Origin of the sequence: Mumia sp. ZJ1417, from assembly GCF_014127285.1 — a bacterium.
Taxonomy (GTDB): domain Bacteria; phylum Actinomycetota; class Actinomycetes; order Propionibacteriales; family Nocardioidaceae; genus Mumia.
This window is the reverse complement of record NZ_CP059901.1, coordinates 1-21074: the sequence shown is the minus strand read 5'-3', so window position 1 is coordinate 21074 and position 21074 is coordinate 1. Positions and strand designations below refer to the sequence as shown.

At 68.2% G+C, this 21074-nt stretch carries 15 protein-coding genes and 2 tRNA genes; 5 read left to right on the top strand and 12 right to left on the bottom strand.

Features of this window, described 5'->3' with window-relative positions; all coding sequences use genetic code 11:
* The first annotated feature begins 221 nt into the window (after positions 1–221).
* The 4 genes from H4N58_RS00080 (at position 222) to H4N58_RS00065 (ending at position 6548) form a co-directional block, all read left to right on the top strand.
* Positions 222–1817, top strand: a complete 1596-nt coding sequence (locus H4N58_RS00080) for an ABC transporter substrate-binding protein (protein WP_167249608.1) — start codon at positions 222–224, stop codon at positions 1815–1817.
* A 109-nt stretch (positions 1818–1926) separates the two neighbouring features.
* A complete protein-coding gene (locus H4N58_RS00075; RefSeq protein ID WP_167249610.1) occupies positions 1927–3024 on the top strand; it encodes an ABC transporter permease in 1098 nt (365 codons plus the stop codon).
* 10 nt (positions 3025–3034) lie between these two features.
* On the top strand, positions 3035–5695 hold the full coding sequence (locus tag H4N58_RS20835) for a dipeptide ABC transporter ATP-binding protein (RefSeq protein ID WP_243845049.1): 2661 nt from the start codon (positions 3035–3037) through the stop codon (positions 5693–5695).
* 79 nt (positions 5696–5774) lie between these two features.
* Positions 5775–6548 carry an SGNH/GDSL hydrolase family protein gene (locus tag H4N58_RS00065; RefSeq protein WP_167249612.1) on the top strand — a complete coding sequence of 258 codons (774 nt, stop codon included), beginning with the start codon at positions 5775–5777 and terminating at the stop codon, positions 6546–6548.
* Between the two features lie 16 nt (positions 6549–6564).
* Here H4N58_RS00065 and bsh read toward each other — a convergent pair whose 3' ends face one another.
* From bsh to gyrB, 7 genes are all read right to left on the bottom strand, one after another.
* Positions 6565–7539: a choloylglycine hydrolase gene (gene bsh / locus H4N58_RS00060; protein WP_208322211.1), complete on the bottom strand. Its 975-nt coding sequence runs from the start codon at positions 7537–7539 to the stop codon at positions 6565–6567.
* A 144-nt stretch (positions 7540–7683) separates the two neighbouring features.
* Positions 7684–7756 (bottom strand) — tRNA-Ala (locus H4N58_RS00055).
* 33 nt (positions 7757–7789) lie between these two features.
* Positions 7790–7909, bottom strand: a complete 120-nt coding sequence (locus H4N58_RS20280; protein WP_220471281.1) for a DLW-39 family protein — start codon at positions 7907–7909, stop codon at positions 7790–7792.
* 25 nt (positions 7910–7934) lie between these two features.
* Positions 7935–8009, bottom strand: a tRNA-Ile gene (locus H4N58_RS00050).
* Positions 8010–8097: 88 nt separating this feature from the next.
* Entirely contained in the window at positions 8098–9213 is a 1116-nt protein-coding gene (locus H4N58_RS20785) for a DUF3566 domain-containing protein (protein WP_167000750.1), read from the bottom strand.
* Entirely contained in the window at positions 9210–11720 is a 2511-nt protein-coding gene (gene gyrA, locus H4N58_RS00040) for a DNA gyrase subunit A (RefSeq protein WP_208322288.1), read from the bottom strand. The genes H4N58_RS20785 and gyrA overlap by 4 nt, the downstream gene beginning before the upstream one ends.
* A 141-nt stretch (positions 11721–11861) precedes the next feature.
* Positions 11862–13925 carry a DNA topoisomerase (ATP-hydrolyzing) subunit B gene (gene gyrB, locus H4N58_RS00035; protein WP_279587718.1) on the bottom strand — a complete coding sequence of 688 codons (2064 nt, stop codon included), beginning with the start codon at positions 13923–13925 and terminating at the stop codon, positions 11862–11864.
* Positions 13926–14260: 335 nt separating this feature from the next.
* Between gyrB and H4N58_RS00030 the strand changes: the two genes are divergently transcribed.
* Positions 14261–15112: a phosphatase PAP2 family protein gene (locus tag H4N58_RS00030; RefSeq protein WP_167000746.1), complete on the top strand. Its 852-nt coding sequence runs from the start codon at positions 14261–14263 to the stop codon at positions 15110–15112.
* 10 nt (positions 15113–15122) lie between these two features.
* On the opposite strand, the gene H4N58_RS00025 is transcribed toward H4N58_RS00030, so the two are convergent.
* The 5 genes from H4N58_RS00025 to dnaA all read right to left on the bottom strand — a co-directional run bounded on the left by H4N58_RS00025 (position 15123) and on the right by dnaA (position 20968).
* Positions 15123–15686, bottom strand: coding sequence for a DUF721 domain-containing protein (locus tag H4N58_RS00025; protein ID WP_167000744.1), 564 nt, complete (start codon positions 15684–15686; stop codon positions 15123–15125).
* Positions 15679–16821 carry a DNA replication/repair protein RecF gene (gene recF, locus H4N58_RS00020; RefSeq protein WP_167000742.1) on the bottom strand — a complete coding sequence of 381 codons (1143 nt, stop codon included), beginning with the start codon at positions 16819–16821 and terminating at the stop codon, positions 15679–15681. The genes H4N58_RS00025 and recF overlap by 8 nt, the downstream gene beginning before the upstream one ends.
* A gap of 10 nt (positions 16822–16831) precedes the next feature.
* Positions 16832–17749: a phosphogluconate dehydrogenase (NAD(+)-dependent, decarboxylating) gene (gene gnd, locus H4N58_RS00015; RefSeq protein ID WP_347877918.1), complete on the bottom strand. Its 918-nt coding sequence runs from the start codon at positions 17747–17749 to the stop codon at positions 16832–16834.
* Between the two features lie 16 nt (positions 17750–17765).
* Positions 17766–18908, bottom strand: coding sequence for a DNA polymerase III subunit beta (gene dnaN, locus H4N58_RS00010; RefSeq protein WP_167000738.1), 1143 nt, complete (start codon positions 18906–18908; stop codon positions 17766–17768).
* Positions 18909–19390: 482 nt separating this feature from the next.
* Positions 19391–20968 carry a chromosomal replication initiator protein DnaA gene (dnaA, locus tag H4N58_RS00005; RefSeq protein WP_167249614.1) on the bottom strand — a complete coding sequence of 526 codons (1578 nt, stop codon included), beginning with the start codon at positions 20966–20968 and terminating at the stop codon, positions 19391–19393.
* Positions 20969–21074: the final 106 nt, after the last annotated feature.

Genomic DNA, 21074 nt, shown 5'->3' with positions numbered 1-21074 from the left:
CAGCCTAACCGGCGCGGCCAGCGGTGGATCCTGTGCGTGGTCCGGGCCGGGCTCCCTGAGAGTTGGTAACAGTCGCGTGAAGGTTGCGCGGCCCGCCTAGGTGCGGCCCAGCACCTGGAGTAGCGTGCCCAGCGGCTGTCCGCCATGCGGACAACCTTCCTGACGAGGCCGCGCGGGACGGAGATTCTCCGGCACGGCCGCTCCGAAACGAGGAGAACGACGTGAAGAAGCTGAGAGCAACAGCCGCTCTCGCGGGTGCCACGGCTCTTGCCCTGGGTGCCTCGGCATGCGGCGCAGGCAACAACGGCGACGAGGACTCGAGCTCGGGCGGCGACAGCATCGTCGTCGGCACGACCGACAAGGTCGTGTCGATCGACCCGGCAGCCTCGTACGACAACGGCTCGCTGATGGTGCAGACGCAGGTCTACCAGTACTTGCTGAACTTCCCTGAGGGCGAGACCCAGCCCCAGCCCGATGCGGCGGAGAAGTGCGAGTTCGACACTCCGACGACCTACACCTGCACGATCAAGGACGGGCTGACGTTCGCGAACGGCAACCCGCTCACCGCCAAGTCGGTCGCGCACTCGTTCCAGCGCATCGTCGACATCGAGGACCCGAACGGCCCCGCGTCGCTCCTCGTCAACATGGCCACAGTCGAGGCCAAGGACGACAAGACGGTCGTCTTCACCCTCAAGACGCCGAACGACCAGACCTTCCCGCAGGTCCTCGTGACCTCGGCAGGCCCGATCGTCGACGAGGCCACCTACCCGGCCGACAAGGCGCTCAGCGATGAGGAGGCCGTCGAGGCCCAGGGCTTCTCTGGTCCTTACACGATCGGGAAGTACGAGAAGGGTCAGCTCGCCGAGTTCAAGGCGCACGACGACTACGACGGGGCCTACAACGACCCCAAGATCGACACGGTCACCCTGAAGACGTACGCCGACAGCAACAACCTCAAGCTCGACATCGAGAAGAAGAACATCGACGTCGCGTGGCGCTCGCTGACACCGACCGACATCGAGAGCCTCGAGGGCGCTGACGGCGTCACCGTCCACAAGGGTGCCGGCGGCGAGCTCCGCTACATCGTCTTCAACCTCAAGACGATGCCGGGCGCCGACGACGCGCAGAAGCTGGCGATCCGCAAGGCCGTCGCCTCGTCGCTCGACCGCGACGCGATCTCCGAGCAGGTCTACAAGGGCACCTACGTCCCGGCGTACTCGCCGATCCCCGAGGGTCTGCCGGGCGCGACCGAGCCGTTCAAGGAGATGTACGGCGACAAGCCCGACAAGGCAGCAGCCCAGAAGTTCCTCACCGACGCCGGGGTCAAGACGCCGGTGACGATCAACCTCCAGTACAACCCGGACCACTACGGCGGCAGCTCCGACCAGGAGTACAACGAGGTCAAGCGCCAGCTCGAGGACACCGGCCTCTTCAAGGTCGACCTCCAGTCGGCGGAGTGGACGACGTACAACGAGGAGCGCGTCAACGACTCGTACCCCGTCTACCAGCTCGGCTGGTTCCCGGACTTCCCGGACGCGGACAACTACGTGACGCCGTTCTACGACAAGGAGAACTTCATCGGGAACCACTACGAGGACCCGAAGATGACCGCCCTTCTTGCCGCGGAGCGCACGGAGCCCGATAAGGCCAAGCGCGAGGACCTCCTCGGCCAGGTCCAGCAGCTGGCTGCCGAGCAGATCTCGACGCTGCCCCTGCTCACGGGTGCCCAGGTCGCCGTCGCGACCGATGACGTGAAGGGCGTGGAGGACACGCTCGACGCGGCGTTCAAGTTCCGCCTGACCTCGCTGTCGAAGTGACGGCAAGCAAGGTTTGAGCACCACCTGAGGGGCGGGTCCCGGCCGCTGGCCGGGGCTCGCCCCTGTTCGTCTGCACCCCCGAAAACACCTCTCGTGGAAAGTTGAGCCGATGGCGACCACCGAGCTCTTGACCGGGCCCGAGCAGCCCGAGCAGCCCGAGGCGTCCGACGCCCGGCGCAGCTCCGGGGGACTGAGCCCACTGACCCGCTACCTTCTCGTCCGGGTGGCGCTGGTGATCCCGATGATCTGGATCCTCGTCACGTTCGTCTTCTTCCTGATGCGCGTGATCGGTGACCCGATCAGCGCGGCACAGGGCGGGCGGCTCACCCCCGAGCAGATCGCCGAGCGCAAGGCCGCCGCCGGCCTCGACGCCCCGCTCATCCAGCAGTACTGGGACTACCTCACCGGGATCCTGCGCGGGGACTTCGGAACCGCGATGACCGACGGTCGTTCCATCTCCGACGTCTTCATCGTCAACGGTGCCGCGACCCTCGAGCTCGCCTTCTGGGCGCTGCTCGTGGCGTTCGCGATCGGCGTACCCCTCGGACGCCTCGCGGCTCGGCGCCGCGACACCTGGCCCGACGCCGTCCTGCGGATCTTCTCGATCCTCGTGTACGCGGCTCCGGTCTTCTTCGTCGGCCTGCTTCTCAAGCTCGCGTTCGTGCCGCTGGGTCTCCCTGTCGCAGGCCGCGCGAGCACGTCGGTGGAGCTCGCTCTGCAGGACGTGAACCCGCAGACGCACATCATGATCATCGACGCGATCCTGTGGGGCGATCCCGCGTACGTGTGGGATGTGCTCAAACACGCGATCCTGCCGGCGATCGCCTTGGGCCTGCTCACCGGAGGCATCTTCCTGCGGCTGGTCCGGGTCAACCTCATCGACACGCTGCGCACCGACCACGTCACCGCGACGCGCGCCCGCGGCATCCCAGAGCGGCGTGTGGTCCGCAAGCACGCGTACCGCAACGCGCTCGTCCCGGTCGTCACCGTCATGGGTCTGCAGGTCGCGCTGCTGCTCGGCGGAGCAGTGCTCACCGAGACGACGTTCGAGTGGCAGGGGCTTGGCTACACGCTGGCCGAGTATCTGACGAAGCGCGACTTCATCGCCGTCCAAGGCATCGTCACGCTCATCGCCGTCGTCGTCGCGATCTCGAGCCTGCTGATCGACGTCATCGTCGCCTACGTCGACCCCCGCGTGCGGTTCTGAGGAGTCACCGATGTTCTCTCTGCTCAAGTCCACCCGTGGCCTCCAGCGCGGCATGCTCATCGCCGGTCTGATCCTTGTCACGGTCTTCCTGATCCTCGCCGCCTTCGCGCCGTGGCTGGCCCCGTACGGGTTCAACGAGACCCGCGTCGACGGTGTCCCGTTCGGCACCCAGCAAGCTCCGTCCGCCGAGCACTGGTGGGGCACCACCGTTGGCGGCCAGGACGTCCTGTCCCGGGTGATCTACGGGGCGCGCACCGCGGTCGCGGTGATCGTGCTCGCGGTGACGTTCTCGCTGGTCATCGGTGTGCCGCTCGGCCTGCTCTCCGGCTTCCTCTCGGGTCCGCTCGACCGCGCGCTCGTCCTCGTGATGGACGCGCTGTACGCGTTCCCGTCGCTGCTGCTGGCGATCGTGGTCGCGATCGTGGTCGGCGGCGGTTCCTCCGGGGTGGTGGGAGGCGTCCTCGCCGCGGCGATCGCGCTCACCGTCGTCTTCATCCCGCAGTACTTCCGCGTGGTCCGCAACGCCACGCTCGCGGTGAAGGTGGAGCCGTACGTCGACGCGGCGCGGGTCGTGGGCACCCGCACCCCCCGCATCCTCTTCCGCCACATCCTCGCCAACGTCCGCCAGTCGGTCCCGGTCATCGCGACGCTCAACGCCTCCGAGGCGATCCTGACCCTGGCGGCCCTGGGCTTCCTCGGCTTCGGCATCGAGCCGTCGTCTGCCGCCGAGTGGGGCTACGACCTCAACAAGGCGATGTCGGACGCCACCAACGGCATCTGGTGGACGGGGGTCTTCCCCGGCATGGCGATCGTCCTCATGGTGATGGGCGTGACGCTGGTCGGCGAGAGCCTCAACGACGTGCTCAACCCGCTCCTCAAGGCGCGCGGGGGCGACACCACGACCTCCGACGAGGCGGAGATCAGCGCCGAGTACGCCGAGGCCGTCGCCCAGGCCGGCCTCGACGAGGAGGTTGCCGAAGAGGCGGCCGCGGTGGACGAGGACGTACGCCGCGTCGCGACGCTCAGCCTCACCGATCTCGCGGTCTCGTTCCGCACCGGGGCCGCACCCGTGCACGCGGTGAAGGGCGTCAGCTTCGACATCGGTCCTGGAGAGGTGGTCGCGGTCGTCGGCGAGTCCGGCTCCGGCAAGTCGGTGACGTCGCGTGCCGTCATGGGCCTGCTCCCGGCCACGGCGGACGTGTCGGGATCGGCGCTCCTGCGGACCGGCGCAAGCGACTCCCGCGAGCTGATCGGGATGTCCGAGCGCAAGCTCCGCGCCGTCCGTGGCGACCAGCTCTCGATGATCTTCCAGGAGCCGGGTACGGCGCTGGACCCGGTCTACACGGTCGGCTGGCAGATCGTGGAGATGATCCGCACGCACCGCGACGTGTCCAAGAAGGAGGCGCGGGCACGGGCGGTCGAGCTGCTCACCCTGGTGGGGCTCCCCGACCCCGAGCGTCGCGTGGACTACTACCCTCACCAGCTGTCCGGCGGACAGAAGCAGCGGGTGATGATCGCGATGGCGATCGCCCTCGAGCCGGAGGTCATCATCGCCGACGAGCCGACCACGGCGCTCGACGTCACCGTGCAGGCGTCCATCATCGAGCTGCTGCTCGACCTGCGTGACCGTCTCGGCACCGCGATCGTGCTCATCACCCACAACATGGGTGTGGTCGCCGACGTCGCCGACCGTGCGGTCGTGATGTATCGCGGCGAGATCGTCGAGCAGGCTCCGGTCGACCGGCTGTTCAGCGCACCGCGCCACCCGTACACGCGCAGGCTGCTCGAAGCCGTCCCGCACCTCGGCCAGGGCGCGGGTGCACCGCCCGTTCCCGAGTCGGCCCCGGCGGTGCTGACGCTGCAGGACGTGACCGTCGAGTTCGCCGGACGCCTCGGCCAGCCGTCGTTCCGCGCGGTCGACGACGTGAATCTGTCCGTGCGACGCGGCGAGGTCCTCGGCCTGGTCGGCGAGTCGGGGAGCGGCAAGTCCACCCTCGGGCGGGTCGCTGTCGGCCTCCAGAAGGTGACCGCCGGCTCCGTGCTCATCGGCGACGAGAACATCACGACGCTGTCCGACCGCCGCCTGCGCCCGCACCGGGGCCGCTTCGGCTTCGTGTTCCAGGACCCGGCCGCCTCGCTGAACCCGCACCTGACGATCAGCGAGTGCGTGGCCGAGCCGCTGAAGGTGCAGAGCGACCTCTCCGCGGCCGACCAGCGGGCCAAGGTCGAGACGCTCCTCGACCGCGTGCAGCTCCCCGCGTCGTACGCTGCTCGCTACCCGCACGAGCTGTCGGGCGGTCAGCGTCAGCGCGTCAGCCTCGCTCGGGCGCTCGCGCTCGATCCCGACCTGCTGATCGCGGACGAGCCGACGTCGGCGCTCGACGTCTCCGTCCAGGCGAAGGTGCTGGAGCTGTTCTCCGAGCTGCAGCGCGAGCTCCAGTTCGCGTGCCTGTTCATCAGCCACGATCTGGCTGTCGTCGATGCACTGGCGAACCGGGTCGCGGTCATGCGGAACGGGCGGATCGTCGAGGAGGGGACGAGGCAGGACGTGCTCCACTCGCCGCGCGAGGAGTACACGCGCCAGCTGATCGCTGCCGTCCCGGTGCCGGACCCCGCAGAGCAGCGGCGCCGTCGCGAAGCGCGCGGAGGTCTGCTCAGCGACGTCGAGTGACGGACGCGCCGGCCCGGTGCACCACCGGGCCGGCGCGCGTACTCACTTTGTTGACTAGGTCCCGCGGTATCCTGGGGCGATGGTGACCTACCAGCGCTTCGTGGCCCTCGGTGACAGCACGACAGAGGGGATCGGCGACACCCCGTACGCCGACGGCAGTCCGCAGGGCTGGGCGGACCGCTTCGCCACGCTCCTCGCGCAGGCGGTCCCGGGAGCGTCCTACGCCAACCTCGCTGTACGGGGCAAGGTCACGCACGAGGTTCATGCCGAGCAGCTCGCGCCCGCCCTTGCGCTCGACCCGGATCTCGTGAGTCTCGTGGTCGCCATGAATGACCTCATCCGCCCGCGGTTCAGCGCCGACGCGATCATCGGCCACATCGAGGCGATGGTCGGTGCGCTGCGACGGCAGGGAGCGGATGTCCTCCTGATGACCTTTCCGGACCTGGCCGCGGTCTCGCCCGTCGGCCGTCTCGTCCGCGGGCGGATCACGGACCTCAACAGGGGGTTTCGTACGGTCGCCGCGCGCCACGGCGCGCACGTGCTCGACATCGCGACCGTCCCCTCCGCCGGCGACCCCCGTGTCTGGGCCGACGACCGCCTCCACCTCAACCCCGACGGCCATGCGCTCCTCGCCCGCGCGATGGCCGCGACAGCTGGGCTGCCGGACACCGACAACTCGTGGCGGGCGCCGCTCCCCCCACCGCTCCGACGTGGACTGAGGGAGCGGGCCGAGATCGAGGCGGCCTGGTACGGCACGCACCTCGGTCCGTGGCTCGGGCGTCGCCTCACGGGCCGATCGTCCGGGGACGGCCGCGCCGCCAAGCGGCCGGACCTCCTGCCGATCGTCGCCTGAGACGACGCGCGTCGCGCTAGACGAGGGCGAGGTCCGTCCCGTCAGGTGAGTGGTCCGCCATCCTGACGCTGCGGATCGTCGGGTCGTCGTACGTGTTCCAGTAGTAGGTCGCAGTCCTCGACGAGAAGAGCCCCGTGTAGATCGTCTTCTCGAACTCGCCCGAGCCGCCCATCACGGCGCCGCCGTCCACCATCGCGACCTGCTGCAGGGTGTGGAACGCGCGGCTGACGTTCTCCTCCTCGCTCGCCTTGTCCGGGTAGTGCTCGTTGACGTACGCCGCACGCACGAACCTGGAGGGCGAGTAGTAGTCGCCGGGGATCCCTCGCATGTGCGACCCCGAGCCGAACGGGGTGAGGTGGGCTCTGCCGAGCACGAGCTCCTTGGGGAACTCGGGCGAAGCGTTGAGGTAGTTGCGCAGGTTCTCGTGGTGCCAGGCGAACCCGGGCTGGTTGGTCAGGACGTCGACGTCGTCATCGAAGACGTGCATGCCGTCGCTCGTGTGCTCCACCACGATGGCGCGATCCGCGTCGCCGATGAACCAGTGCAGCATCGAGCTCGGATACTTCTCGTTGATCGGCTTGTCGACGATGACGACATTCTCGAGCGCTGCGGCGGCCTCGTCGACGGTCGCGAACTGCGAGGCCACCCAGAGCGGGAACTCGTACGCAGCGACGTTGGTCGCGCCCTCGACAGGCTCCGGTGCGTAGGCCGCATATCCCGGGAAGTTCAGTCCCGCCACGGCCAGGCCCGCATCGTTGCCGCAGTCGAAGTAGAGCGGCGTGCCCTCCTCGACGATGCCCATCCCGATGGTCGCATGCAGGATGTTCGACACCGCCCCGAACGGCGACTTCAGGTCGTACCCCTTGGGTGTCACGACCACTCGCTCCCCGTAGCCGCTCGTCCAGTCGAGGTTCCGGGCGAGATAGAGGTTGCCGCTCTCGTCGTTGAATCTGATGCCGGTGCACACGTCGATGGCCCCTGTCCTTGGCACCCGCTGACCGTGGCCAGCGAGCTCGGTCGGTGCCTTCCAGCATGAGCGGGGGTGTGACGACCGGCAACTCGGCGGTCGGCAAAAGTACGCAGGCCGGACCCTGGAGGGTCCGGCCTGTCGTCGATCCAACGAGAGATTATGCGGTGGAGCTGAGGGGACTCGAACCCCTAACCCCCTGCTTGCAAAGCAGGTGCGCTACCAATTGCGCCACAGCCCCGCAAACTGCGGGCGCGGGGCGCCCGGCAGTGGGTCAGACCTTGTCGGTCGACTCGGCCCAGAGCTGCTGACCGTTGCGGCCGGCCTTCTTCTTCTTGTTGGCCACCGCGAAGAGACCTGCTGCGGCGATGGCGGCGATCACGAGCTTCTTCATCAGATTCTCCTCTGGGTGGGGTACGTGGGCCTAACAGGACTTGAACCTGTGACCTCTTCCTTATCAGGGAAGCGCTCTAACCAAGCTGAGCTATAGGCCCGTTCTCACCGAACCGGTGAGCCGACGGAGACTTTACCTGGTGCCTGGCGGCGTACCCAAACCGGGGTAGGCCGCCAGGCTGTGCAGGCTCAGTCGTCCTCGGCCAGCGTGACCTCGAGCCCGCCGAGCAGCTGCGCGGCGAGGTTGTAGAGGAACGCTCCAACGGTCGCGAGTGCGGTGATCAGGATGACGTCGATCGCGGCGATCACGATGGTGAGGCCGATGATCCGTCCGAACCCGACGTACTCGCTGATGTCGAAAGCGTCGGCGTTGTCGTTGAGGACGGTGGCGACGCTCTGGTTGATCGCGTCCCACACACCGGCGGCGCCGAGCACTGCCCACACCAGGACGACTGCCACGACCGTGACGATGCCGACGGCGATCGCGAGTGCGAATGACATCTTCATGACCGACCACGGGTCGACCCGGTAGACGCGCAAGCGCGCCTTGCGCGACGGTGCAGTCGAGGCATTCTTGGACTCGTCCTTGGGGGAGTCCTCGTACGGCTTCGGACGGCGCTTGCGGGGGCGCGCCTCCGTGTCGACCGGAGCGACCGTCGGCTTGGAGACCGTCGGCTGGCGCTTGGTCTCGGTCGCGCGGGCCTCAGCCTCTGCGATCGAGCCGGCTGTCGGCACCGGGGGCTTGGCGGTCGACGAGCCGGTCGATGCCGGCGCCGGCTTCGCAGCAGGCGACACAGGCTTTGCCGACGCATCCTGGGCGGGCTTTGCCGTGGCCGGTGCGGTGGACGCCGGGGACGCAGGCTTGACTGCCGGGGCGTCCTTGGCGGGCGCCGACTGCTTCTGCTGCTGCGCAGCCCCTGCGGCCGGCGCAGACGGCGGCGTCGGTGACGCGGCGGGCGCCGTCGGTCGAGACGGCTGAGCAGGCTGACCGTTGGAGGCCTGCCGGTCACGCGTCACCGGCGTGCCCGGACGCGCCGGGGGCGAGGGTGCCGGACGCTGCGAGGCGCCCTGTGGTTGCTGCGGTTGCTGCGGCGGCTGCGACGGCTTCTGCCCGTTCGGCCTCGGCTGGGCGCCAGGCGACGCGGGCGGGGTGGCCTCGGACGGCTTCGCGCTCGACTGCCCCCCGTTCAGGCTCCCCGGAGTCGGCTGGGCAGGTCGCCGCGGGCCGCCGTTGACGGCGCTCGTGTCGGGCTCACTCTGCCTCGGCCGCTGCGGAGCCGCGGGGTTCGGCTTGCGGTCCGTCATTCTTCCTCCTGGGCGTCGGGGGTCGTGGTCTCTGGCTCCATTGCCTCAACCATCTCCTCGGCGTCGGACTCGTCGACTGTATCCAACAGTGAAGAGTTCTCCTCATTCCGCGCAAGGGCAACCACTTCGTCGTCCCCCTTCACACCGACGAACTTCACGCCCATGGTGTCACGTCCGGTCTGAGTGACGTCAGCCACACGCGACCGGGTGACCTGACCACTGGCCTTGATCGCGATGATCTCGTCATCATCGTCCACGACGAGGGCACCGACCAGCGCCCCGCGCTCGTCCTGAAGCTTCATCGCCTTGATGCCGAGACCCCCGCGACCCTGGACGCGGTACTGCGCGACCGCGGTCTTCTTGGCATAGCCGCCGTTGGTGGCAGTGAAGACGTACTGGTCGTCCTCGTCGGCATCGCTGCGGATCACCGCCATCGAGAGGAGCTCGTCAGAGTCACGGAACTTCATGCCGGTGACACCTGAGGTGGCGCGGCCCATCGGCCGAAGGGTCTCGTCGTCGGCGGTGAACCGGATCGACTGCGCACGGCGTGAGAACAGCACCAAGTCGTCGTCGGGGCCGACGAGCTCCGCTCCGACCAGCTCGTCGTCGGGGTCACGGAAGTTGATCGCGATGACGCCGGCCTGACGCGGGCTGTTGTAGTCCGCGAGGCGCGTCTTCTTGACCAGGCCGTTCTTGGTGGCCAGCACGAGGTAGGGCGACTGCTCGTAGTCGCGGATCGCCAGCACCTGCGCGATCTGCTCGTCGGGCTGGAACTGCAGCAGACCCGCGACGTGACCGCCCTTGGCATCACGCCCCGCCTCGGGAAGGTTGTACGCCTTCTCGCGGTAGACCCTGCCCGCGGTCGTGAAGAAGAGGATCCACTGGTGCGTCGTCGTGGAGAACAGGTGGTCGACCACGTCGTCGCCGCGCAGCGTCGCCCCTCGTACGCCCTTGCCGCCACGGCGCTGGACTCGGTAGAGGTCGGTCTTGGTGCGCTTGACGTACCCACCGCGGGTGATCGTGACGACCACGTCCTCGTCGGGAATCAGGTCCTCCATCGACAGGTCGCCGTCGGCGGGGATGATGCGCGTACGACGGTCGTCGCCGTACTTCTCGACGATCGCGGTGAGCTCCTCGGCCACGATGGAGCGTTGGCGCGTGATGTTGGCGAGGATGTCCTTGTAGTCGGCGATCTCGGCCTCGATCTCGGCGAGCTCGTCGATGATCTTCTGGCGCTCGAGGGCTGCCAGGCGCCGCAGCTGCATTTCGAGGATCGCCCGTGCCTGGATCTCGTCGATCTCGAGCAGACCGGTCAGGCCGTCGCGGGCGTCCTCGACCGTCTGGCTACGGCGGATGAGGGCGATGACCTCGTCGAGCATGTCGAGCGCCTTGACCAGGCCGCGCAAGATGTGGGCCCGCTCTTCGGCCTTGCGGAGGCGGTACTCGGTGCGGCGCCTGAGGACCTCGACCTGGTGCTCGACCCAGTTCGAGATGAACTGGTCGAGCGTGAGCGTGCGCGGCACCGAGTCGACGAGCGCGAGCATGTTCGCCGAGAAGTTGGTCTGCAGCTCGGTGTGCTTGTAGAGGTTGTTGAGGACGACCCGCGCGATCGCATCGCGCTTGAGCTCGACCACCAGGCGCCGACCGACGCGGGAGCTCGACTCGTCACGAACGTCCGAGATGCCCTGGACACGACCCGTGTTGACCAGGTCGGCGATCTTCTGGAGCAGGTTGTCGGGGTTGACCTGGTAGGGGAGCTCCTTGACGACGAGGGAGATCTTGCCCTTGGCGTCCTCCTCGATGTCGACGACCGCGCGCATCGGGACCGACCCGCGGCCGGTCCGATAGACGTCCTCGATGCCCTTGGTTCCGACGATGAGGGCCTTGCTGGGGAAGTCAGGGCCCTTGATGCGCTCCATCAGCGCGTCCAGGAGCTCCTCACGCGAGGCGTCGGGGTGCTCGAGAGCCCAGATGGCCCCGTCGGCGACCTCACGGAGGTTGTGCGGGGGGATGTTCGTCGCCATGCCGACCGCGATGCCGGCCGAGCCGTTGACCAGCAGGTTGGGGATCCGCGCGGGCAGGACCGTCGGCTCGAGCGAGCGACCGTCGTAGTTGGGCGTGAAGTCGACGGTCTCCTCTTCGATGTCGCGCACCATCTCCATCGCGATCGGCGCCAGCCGGCACTCGGTGTACCGCATCGCTGCTGCGTCGTCGTTGCCCGGCGAACCGAAGTTGCCCTGGCCCGCGACCATCGGGTAGCGAAGCACCCACGGCTGGGCAAGGCGGACGAGGGTGTCATAGATCGCGGTGTCGCCGTGCGGGTGGTACTGACCCATGACGTCACCGACGATGCGTGAGCACTTGCTGAAGCCACGGTCGGGGCGGTAGCCACCGTCGTACATCGCGTACAGCACGCGGCGGTGCACCGGCTTGAGCCCGTCCCGGACGTCCGGGAGGGCGCGCGCGACGATGACGCTCATCGCGTAGTCGATGTAGGACCGCTGCATCTCGGTCTGCAGCTCGACGCGCTCGATCCGCTCCGGTGGCGTGGGTGTCTCGGTCACGAAAGGTTTCCTTCGTCGTACGGGTCAGTCTGTGGATTCACGTGAAACGATGCGTGGCGCCACGTGTCAGATGTCGAGGCCACGTCAGATATCAAGGAACCGGACGTCCTTGGCGTTGCGCTGGATGAACGCGCGACGCTGCTCGACGTCCTCACCCATCAGCACGGTGAAGACCTCGTCGGCGTTGGCGGCGTCGTCGAGCGTGACCTGGCGCAGGATCCGCTGCTCCGGATCCATCGTGGTCTCCCAGAGCTCGTGGTCGTTCATCTCACCCAGACCCTTGTAGCGCTGGACCGGGGCTTCCTTGGGCAGGCGTTTGCCCGCCTCCTTGCCGGCGGCGAGCAGCGCGTCGCGCTCCCGGTCGGAGTAGGCCAGCTCGGGGGCAGTGTTGGACCACTTGATCTTGAACAGCGGCGGCTGCGCCAGGTAGACGTACCCGCCGTCGATCAGAGGCTTCATGAAGCGGAACAGCAGCGTGAGCAGCAGTGTCGAGATGTGCTGGCCGTCCACGTCGGCGTCGGCCATCAGCACGATCTTGTGATAGCGCAGCTTGTCGATGTCGAAGTCGTCGGTGACGCCCGTGCCGAGCGCGGAGATGATGGCCTGGACCTCGGCGTTCTGGAGGATCTTGTCGATCCTCGCCTTCTCGACGTTGAGGATCTTGCCGCGCAGCGGGAGGATCGCCTGGATCCGCGGGTCGCGCCCGCCCTTGGCCGAGCCGCCGGCGGAGTTGCCCTCCACCACGAACAGCTCGCACTCCTCCGGGTTGCGCGAGGAGCAGTCGGCGAGCTTGCCCGGCAGGCCCGCGCCGCCCAGCAGGCTCTTGCGGTTGCGGGCGAGATCGCGCGCCTTGCGGGCCGCCATCCGCGCGGTCGCCGCGTCGATGCTCTTGCGCACGATGATCTTGCCCTCGGCCGGGTTCTGCTCGAACCATGCACCGAGGTGATCGTTGGTGACCGTCTGGACGTACGACCGGGCCTCAGTGTTGCCGAGCTTGGTCTTGGTCTGACCCTCGAACTGCGGCTCAGAGAGCTTGATCGAGATGATGGCGGCCAGCCCCTCGCGGATGTCGTCACCCGAGAGGCGGTCCTCCTTCTTCTTGATCAGGCCCTGGTCCTCGGCGAACTTGTTGACCGTGTAGGTCAGCGCCGCACGGAAGCCCTCCTCGTGGGTGCCGCCCTCGTGGGTGTTGATCGTGTTGGCGAAGGTGTGGACCGACTCCGAGAACGAGACGTTCCACTGCATCGCGAGCTCGAGGCTCAGCCCGGCGTCCGGGTTCTCGGACTCGAACGCGATGACCTCGCGGTTGAGCGGGCTGCGGTTGCCCGTGTTGATGTGGTGGATGTAGTCGATCAGGCCGTCTTCGTACTTGAAGCGACGCTCCATCGCGCCTTCGTCCGTGCCGCCGGTCGCGCTGTCGGCGGGGGTGATGTCGTGCGCCGCCTCTGCGCTCTGGAGGGCCTCGGCGACCTCGCCGGCCGCAGGGCGCTCGTCGCGGACCACGATCTCGAGGCTCTTGTTGAGGAAGGCCATCTCACGGAAGCGGGTCGTGAGCGTCTCGAACGAGTACGTCGTGGTCTCGAAGATCTCGTCGCTGGCGTAGAAGGTGATCGTCGTGCCGGTCTCCTCCGTGGCCTCGCCGCGCTCGAGCGGGCCGTCAGGCACGCCGTACGTGAAGGACTGACGCCAGACGTGACCCTCGCGACGAACCTCCGCGTACAGCTTGGTCGAGAGCGCGTTGACCACCGAGACACCGACGCCGTGCAGGCCACCGGACACCTTGTAGCCGCTCCCACCGAACTTGCCGCCGGCGTGCAGCGAGGTCAGGACCAGCGTCAGCGTCGGGATCTTCTCGATGGGGTGGTCCTTCACCGGGATGCCTCGACCGTTGTCGACGACCTTGATACCGCCGTCGGACAGGAGGGTGATCTCGATGGTGTCGCATTGGCCGGCGAGGGCCTCGTCGACCGAGTTGTCGACGACCTCGTAGACCAGGTGGTGCAGACCGCGCTCACCGGTGGACCCGATGTACATGCCGGGCCGCTTGCGGACGGCATCGAGGCCTTCGAGAACCTGGATGTCTCCGGCGTCGTACGAGGACCCCGAGTCTGTCGGGCGGGTCTCGGGGGTGGGGATCGACTCGCTCACAGGTGGATGGCCTCCATCGTCTCGAGAACTCAGGTCGCGAACTCGCAGGCGTCCCGACCTGCATGGTCGCCGGGGCGGCGAGAACAGCCGGGACACAACTGGTCCAGTGTAGCCGGTAGAGCGCGCCACACGAGCCGACAGCGTCCTCCCGTGAGGGCGCGACGAAGCCCGGAAGCCTCTGAGAGGGCTCAGGTGCCCTCTGTGACGGATCGGGACCCCGCCGACGATGCCCCGTATGCGCCCCGTCCCCACTCGAACGCCTGTACGGGGCTTCTGTGTCGCGGACGGTCGAGACGGTGTCGATCGCTGTTGCGCGATGAGGCAAGGTGGGGGACATGGCATCTTCGACGGTTGCTCGTGCGCCGTCCGCGGGGCAGAGGCTTTATCGCGGACGGACGCTGGCGTCGGCGTTCGGACTCCTCGTGGTGTCGTTCGCCGCACTCGTGCTGATGGTGTCCTATCTCATCGAGAACCCCCGCGGGCAGCGTCTCGACCAGCGGGCGATGGAGGCCGTGTATGCGCGCCGCGACGCCCTCGACCAGCTCCTGTCCGTCCTCGGCTACCTCTCCATCGGCACGATGGCGATCGCCATGGTCGTCCTGATGACGATGGCGGTGCTGCGGCAGCGGTTCGCCGCAGCATTCGCCGCGGTGATCGTCGTCGCAGGCGCCAACATCACGACCCAGGTGCTCAAGCACGCTGTCCTCGACCGGCCCGACCACGGGTACGGCTGGCACGTCAACAGCCTTCCCAGCGGTCACACCACCGCCGCGATCTCGCTCGTCATCGCAGCGCTGCTGGTCGCGCCGGCGGCCCTCCGCGGCCTAGTCACGATGCTCGGCTCGGCCGCCGTCGTCCTCACCGGCGTCTCGACCGTCGTCGCCGGGTGGCACCGCCCGTCCGATGTCGTCGCGGCACTCGCCGTCGGACTTCTCTGGGGCGCGGGCGCCGTCTTCGTGCTCGCACTGCGCCGCAGCGGCCCGCCGACCGGCGGGTTCTTCGCCTCGCTGGGGTGGGGGCTGATCGGAGCCGTCGCTGCCGGCGCTGTCCTGCTGTTCATCGGCGTGCGCCCATACGGGGGCTGGGACGGCGTCGGGCCAGCCGCAGGCGTGATGGTGATCATCGGCATCGCGGTCGCCCTGGTCGTGGCGGTCTTCGACCGGATCTCGTCGGTCTTCGCGCGCTGAGGCGCGCCACTCACCCGTAGGTGTCGCGCGGCCCGCGGCCCTTCACCCTCAGTGAACCCTTCGCCCAGCTCGGGCCTTGGGGTCCGCGGACGTTGATCCGCGTGACGGTGCCGTCGCCGAGCCGCTCGTTGAGCTTGCCGACCACGTTGGGAGCGAGCATCCGCAACTGTGTCGCCCACGCCGTCGAGTCCGCATTCACCCAGAGCTGCCCGTCGGCATAACGGTCGGGCCGGCAGTGCTCGGCGACTTCCGCGCCCACGATCTCGCTCCACCGCCCGAACAAGCCGTGGACCGCAACCTCGGTGTCCCAGCCGTGCTCGGTCACGAGCCGGTCGAGCGTCGACTCCAGGGTCTGGGGGTCGCGGTCGTCGGGGTGAGCGCCGCTCACGCTCGGGATGGTGCGTCGGCGTCGGCGTCGGCGTGGCGTCGATGAGCGCGAGGCGGCGGGACCGACCGAACGGTACGCACGTGCGATGCTGCGAGCCAGCTCGATGCCGTCGGTCTGATGGTCTGCCGCAGGCTCGACAGGCTCGACGGGTGTGCGCTCACCGGGGTCGACGGGTTCCTTACTCATCAGCCACCTCCTCGTCCATCCTGACCTCGCCTGCCGCCACGTCGTACCGACGCCCTCGCAGGCCCGCGGGCACGTCCTCTGCGACAGCCGCGGTCACCAGCACCTGCTCGGCGCCGGCGACCCTGTCGGCAAGGTGAGCGCGCCGGTCCCGGTCGAGCTCGGCGAACACGTCGTCGAGGATCAGGATCGGGTCGTCGCCGTCTGCGCGCAAGAGGTCGTACGAAGCCAGTCGCAGCGCCAGTGCGTATGACCACGACTCACCGTGGCTCGCGTACCCCTTGGCGGGCATGCTCCCGAGAGACAGGACGACGTCGTCGCGGTGCGGGCCGACGAGGCTGACCCCGCGGTCGAGCTCGTCGCGTCGGCGCCGCACCATCTCCTCGGCCATCGCCTCACGGAGGACGTCGCGGTCCAGGGTCTCGGGGAGCTCGAAGGAGGGCTTGTACGCGGTCGTGGCCTCCGTACGCTCAGCCGCCGCAGACGCCGCGACCGCGCGGTAGGCGTCGGCGAGGTACGGACCGAGGGCGTCGAGCAGCGCGAGCCGTGCGGCCAGCAGCTCACCCCCGTACGTGGCGAGCTGACCGTCCCAGATGTCGAGCGTGTCGAGGTTCGCACCGCGGCCGGCGTGCCGTGCGGACTTGAGCAGCGAGTTGCGCTGGCGCAGTGCCCGGTCGTAGTCCGCCCGAACCCCGGCGAACCGCGGTGAACGCAGAACCAGGAGCGCGTCGAGGAAATGGCGGCGGTCGCTCGGGTCGCCCTTGACCAACGTGAGGTCTTCGGGTGAGAACACGACCGAGCGGAGCCATCCGAGGAGGTCACGCGGGCGGGGGAGCGGACCTCGGTTCACGCGTGCGCGGTTCGAGCGCCCGGGCGTGATCTCGATCTCCAGCAGCGCAGACCGGTCATCGCGCACGACGCTCGCGCGGACGACCGCGCGGTCGGCGCCGATCCGGACGAGTGGCGCATCGCTCGCGACCCGGTGCGAGCCCAGCGTCGCGAGGTAGTCGATCGCCTCGACGAGGTTGGTCTTGCCCTGACCGTTCGCACCGATGAAGGCGGAGGCGCCGGGTTCGAGCGTGAGCTCGAGCTCGACATAGGAGCGGAAGTCGTGCAGGGAGAGGTGGGTGACGTGCACGGTGCGGTGGCTACTCCGACTTCACCGCGTGGCCGCCGAACTGGTTGCGCATCGCGGCGATCGCCTTCATGGCGGGCGAGTCGTCCTGGCGCGACACGAACCGGGCGAACAACGCTGCGGTGATCGCCGGCACCGGCACCGCGTTGTCGATCGCGGCCTCGACGGTCCAGCGTCCCTCACCCGAGTCTTCCGCGTAGCCGCGGATATGCGCGAGGCCCGGGTCCTCCTGGAGCGCCTTGACCATCAGGTCGAGGAGCCAGGAGCGGACGACCGTGCCCTCGCGCCACGAGGCGAACACCTCGGTGACGTCGTCGACGAGGTCGACCTTCTCGAGCAGCTCGTAACCCTCCGCGTACGCCTGCATCATCGCGTACTCGATGCCGTTGTGAACCATCTTGGAGAAGTGACCGGCGCCCACCCCACCTGCGCGCACGTAGCCGCTGGTCGGGCTGGGTCGCAGGGCGTCGAACGCCGGGGTGACCTTGGCGATGTCGTCGGGCGCACCGCCGACCATCAGGGCGTAGCCCTCCTCCAGACCCCAGACGCCGCCGCTGACTCCGCAGTCGACGAACCCGATGCCCTTTTCGGCCAGCTCAGCGGCATGGCGGAGGTCGTCGGTCCAGCGCGAGTTGCCGCCGTCGACCACGACGTCGCCCGCTGAGAGCAGGTCACGTAGCTGGGCGACCGTCTCGTGCGTGGCGGCGCCGGCCGGGACCATGACCCACACGACCCGCGGAGCGGGAAGGGCTTCGACAAGTGCACCAAGCGAGGAGACGTCGGCAAGGTCGGGGTTGCGGTCGTACCCGACGACGTTGATGCCCCCTCGTCGCATGCGCTCGCGCATGTTGCCGCCCATCTTGCCGAGGCCGATCAGTCCGATGTCCATGGCACTCCTTGGAGTCGTGTCCGGGCGAGATGGTGGCGACAGGGGTGACGAGCGGACGTCAGCCCGGCAGGCGCATCGGCATGATGAGGTACCGGAAGGACATGTCGGGCTCCCCGCCCAGCTCCTGCACGCCCGCGAGCGTCGCGGGGCGGCTCGCCTGGGTGAAGGCGAGGTGGACGGCGGGGTCGGTCATGACCTGCAGGCCCTCGAGGAGGAACGTCGGGTTGAAGCCGACCACAATGTCGTCGCCGTCGACCTGCGCCTGCAGCGTCTCCTGCGCCTGGGCGTCGTCCCCGCTGCCGGACTCGAGGAGGACCTGCCCGTCGGAGAACGTCAGGCGCACCGGAGTGTTGCGCTCGGCGACGAGCGAGACTCGGCGGACGGCGTCGATGAGGTCCTGGCGGCCCACGAACGCGATGGTCTGGGCGTTGGCGGCGAACAGCTGACGCACCTTGGGGAACTCACCTTCGAGCATCCGGGTGGTCGTGCGGCGGGTGCCGCTGGCCGTGGAGCCCTCGAAGCCGATGAGGCCGGGGCCCTGCTCACCCGTGGCGACGGCCATCGTCAGCTCGCCGCCGGACGTGAAGGACTTCGCGATCTCGGAGAGCGAGCGCGCCGGGACGACGGCTGTCGCGGAGGTGTCCGGGTTCTCGGGGAACCACGAGAGCTCGCGGAGGCTCGCCCGGAACCGGTCGGTGGCCAGCAGCGAGATCGTCGACCCGGCAAGCTCGATGCGGACCCCGGTGAGGAGCTGGAGGACGTCGTCGCGCCCAGCGGCGGCCACGGCCTGCGCGACGGCGGTTGCGAAGTCGTCCGAGCTCACCGTGCCTGACGCCGTCGGCATCGCCGGCAGCTGGGGGTAGTCCTCGACGGGCATCGTCTGGAGGCTGAACCGGCTGCTGCCGCACACCAGCGAGACCTTGGTGCCGTCGACCGAGACGTCGACCGGACGCGAGGGGAGCGACTTGCAGATGTCGGCGAGAAGCCGACCGGACACGAGGGCCCGGCCATCGTCGGCGACGTCGGCGTCGACGGTGGAGCGGGCGGAGGTCTCGTAGTCGAAGCTCGACAGCGCGATGCCGCCGTCGGTGCTCTCGACCATGAGGCCGGCGAGCACGGGAACGGTCGGCCGAGTCGGCAGGCTCCGGGCCGTCCAGGCGACTGCGTCGGCCAAGGCGTCGCGGTCGATGCGGAACTTCACAGCGATGTGCCTCCGGACGGGTGTGGCCGGCCGTGGGAGCGGCCGGGGAATGACATGTTTCCTGGAATCCTGCCACGGCTCTGGCTCGGGCGACCAGTCAGGGAGGTTGTCATTCGTCATCCCCAGGTTTGGCCTGTGGATGACTTCGAACGAATGAGGAGATCTTGTAGTTCTCATCTCAGTAGTAGGGGCTGTTGACGGAGTGGACAACTCGAGTCAGTGCAGGTCAGCAACTGAATGGCAATGTTCACGTGATGTGGACAACCGACCCGTTCGCTGTGCGACGCGGTGGAGGACGGACTCGCGCTCCCCAGGTCGTGCACGGGACAGCGGGGGCTTGTGGATGAAGTTGGGGTGTTTTCCCCAGGTGTATCCCCAGATGTGGGTAGTCGTGAATCACAACAAAAGGGGCGGTACGACGGGTGTCGTACCGCCCCTTTTGGGGGTCTGAGGAGCGCGTGCGGGGCCGCTGAAGGTCCCGCTCAGCCCACCTGGCGAGCCTGCTGCTTGATGCGGTTCGTGAGCTCGGTGACGTGGTTGAAGACCTGTCGGCGTTCGGCCATCAGGGTGCGGATCTTGCGATCGGCGTGCATGACGGTCGTGTGGTCTCGGCCACCGAAGTGCTGCCCGATCTTGGGCAGCGAGAGCTCGGTGAGCTCGCGGCAGAGGTACATCGCGATCTGGCGCGCCTGGACGAGTCCCCGGGAGCGGCTCGCTCCGCAGATCTCCTCGATCGAGTACTCGAGGTAGGAGGCCGTCTGGGCGATGATCAGGCCGGCGGTGATCTCAGGCTCTCCACCCTCGGGGATGAGGTCCTTCAGGACGATCTCGGCCAACGGCAGATCGACTGCCTGGTGGTTCAGGCTCGCGAAGGCCGTCGCCCGGATCAGGGCGCCCTCGAGCTCGCGGATGTTGGTCTGGATCCGACTGGCGATGAACTCGAGCACCTCAGGCGGGACTGTGAGCTTCTCGATCTCGGCCTTCTTGCTGAGGATCGCGATGCGGGTCTCGAGGTCGGGCGGCTGGACGTCCGTCGTGAGGCCCCACTCGAACCGGCTGCGGAGCCTGTCCTCGAGCGACTCGAGCCCACGGGGCGGCCGGTCCGAGGTGATCACGATCTGCTTGTTGGAGCCGTGAAGGGTGTTGAACGTGTGGAAGAACTCCTCTTGGGTCTGGATCTTGCCCTCGAGGAACTGGATGTCGTCGATGAGGAGGACGTCCGTGTCGCGGTAGCGCCGCTGCAGCGCGGGCATCCGGTCGTCACGGATGGCGTTGATGAAGTCGTTCGTGAACTCTTCGGTGCTCACGTAGCGCACACGCGCGTTCGCGTACAGGCTGCGGACGTAGTGTCCGATCGCGTGCAGGAGGTGCGTCTTGCCGAGCCCGGACTCGCCGTAGATCATCAGCGGGTTGTAGGCGCGCCCCGGCGCCTCGGCGACAGCGACGGCGGCCGCGTGCGCGAAGCGGTTGGACGAGCCGATGACGAAGTTCTCGAAGTGGTAGCGCGGGTTGAGTCGCGTCTCGGCTGCCCGGACGTGGTGCGGAGGGCGTGCCTGGCTCGTCGTGGGGACGAAGGCCGGTGAAGCGTCGAAGTTCACCGGCGCGCCGTCGTCGTGCGCCGCGGACGACGCGGGGGCGCGGACGTCGGCGGTGTGCCCTGGAGCGGACACCGGGTCGGCGGCAGGTACCCCCACGCCGTCAGGAGTCGAGTTAACGCCATCTCGATTTGTCGACAAGTCAATTTCTTCGAGGTTGTCGGCCTTCTCCGTGGCGGCGGGGAGCACGTTGGGATCGACCGTGACCGCGATCCGGATCGGCCGCCCGAAGGAGTCCGACAGTGCCTGCTCGAGCTGCGGCCTCAGGCGTACCTCCATCTGGGTCCGCGTGAAGTCGTTGGGGACCCCGACGAGGAGGGTGTTCTCGTGGAGCGTGATCGGGACAGAGCTCGTCACCCATGCCCGTGTGGTGACGGGGAGGATCTCGGTGATCGCGTTCCAACGGCGGTGGAGCGTTGCGCTGTCGATCACCTCCGAGGGCGGCGTCGGCTGGTCATCACTCATGTTGGCCCCAATCTCCGGCTCCCTGGGGGGCGCGGTACGTCCACATCGTTATCCACAATCTGTGGACTTACTGCTCCCCGTGATGAGATCCCCGTGATCCCAGTGA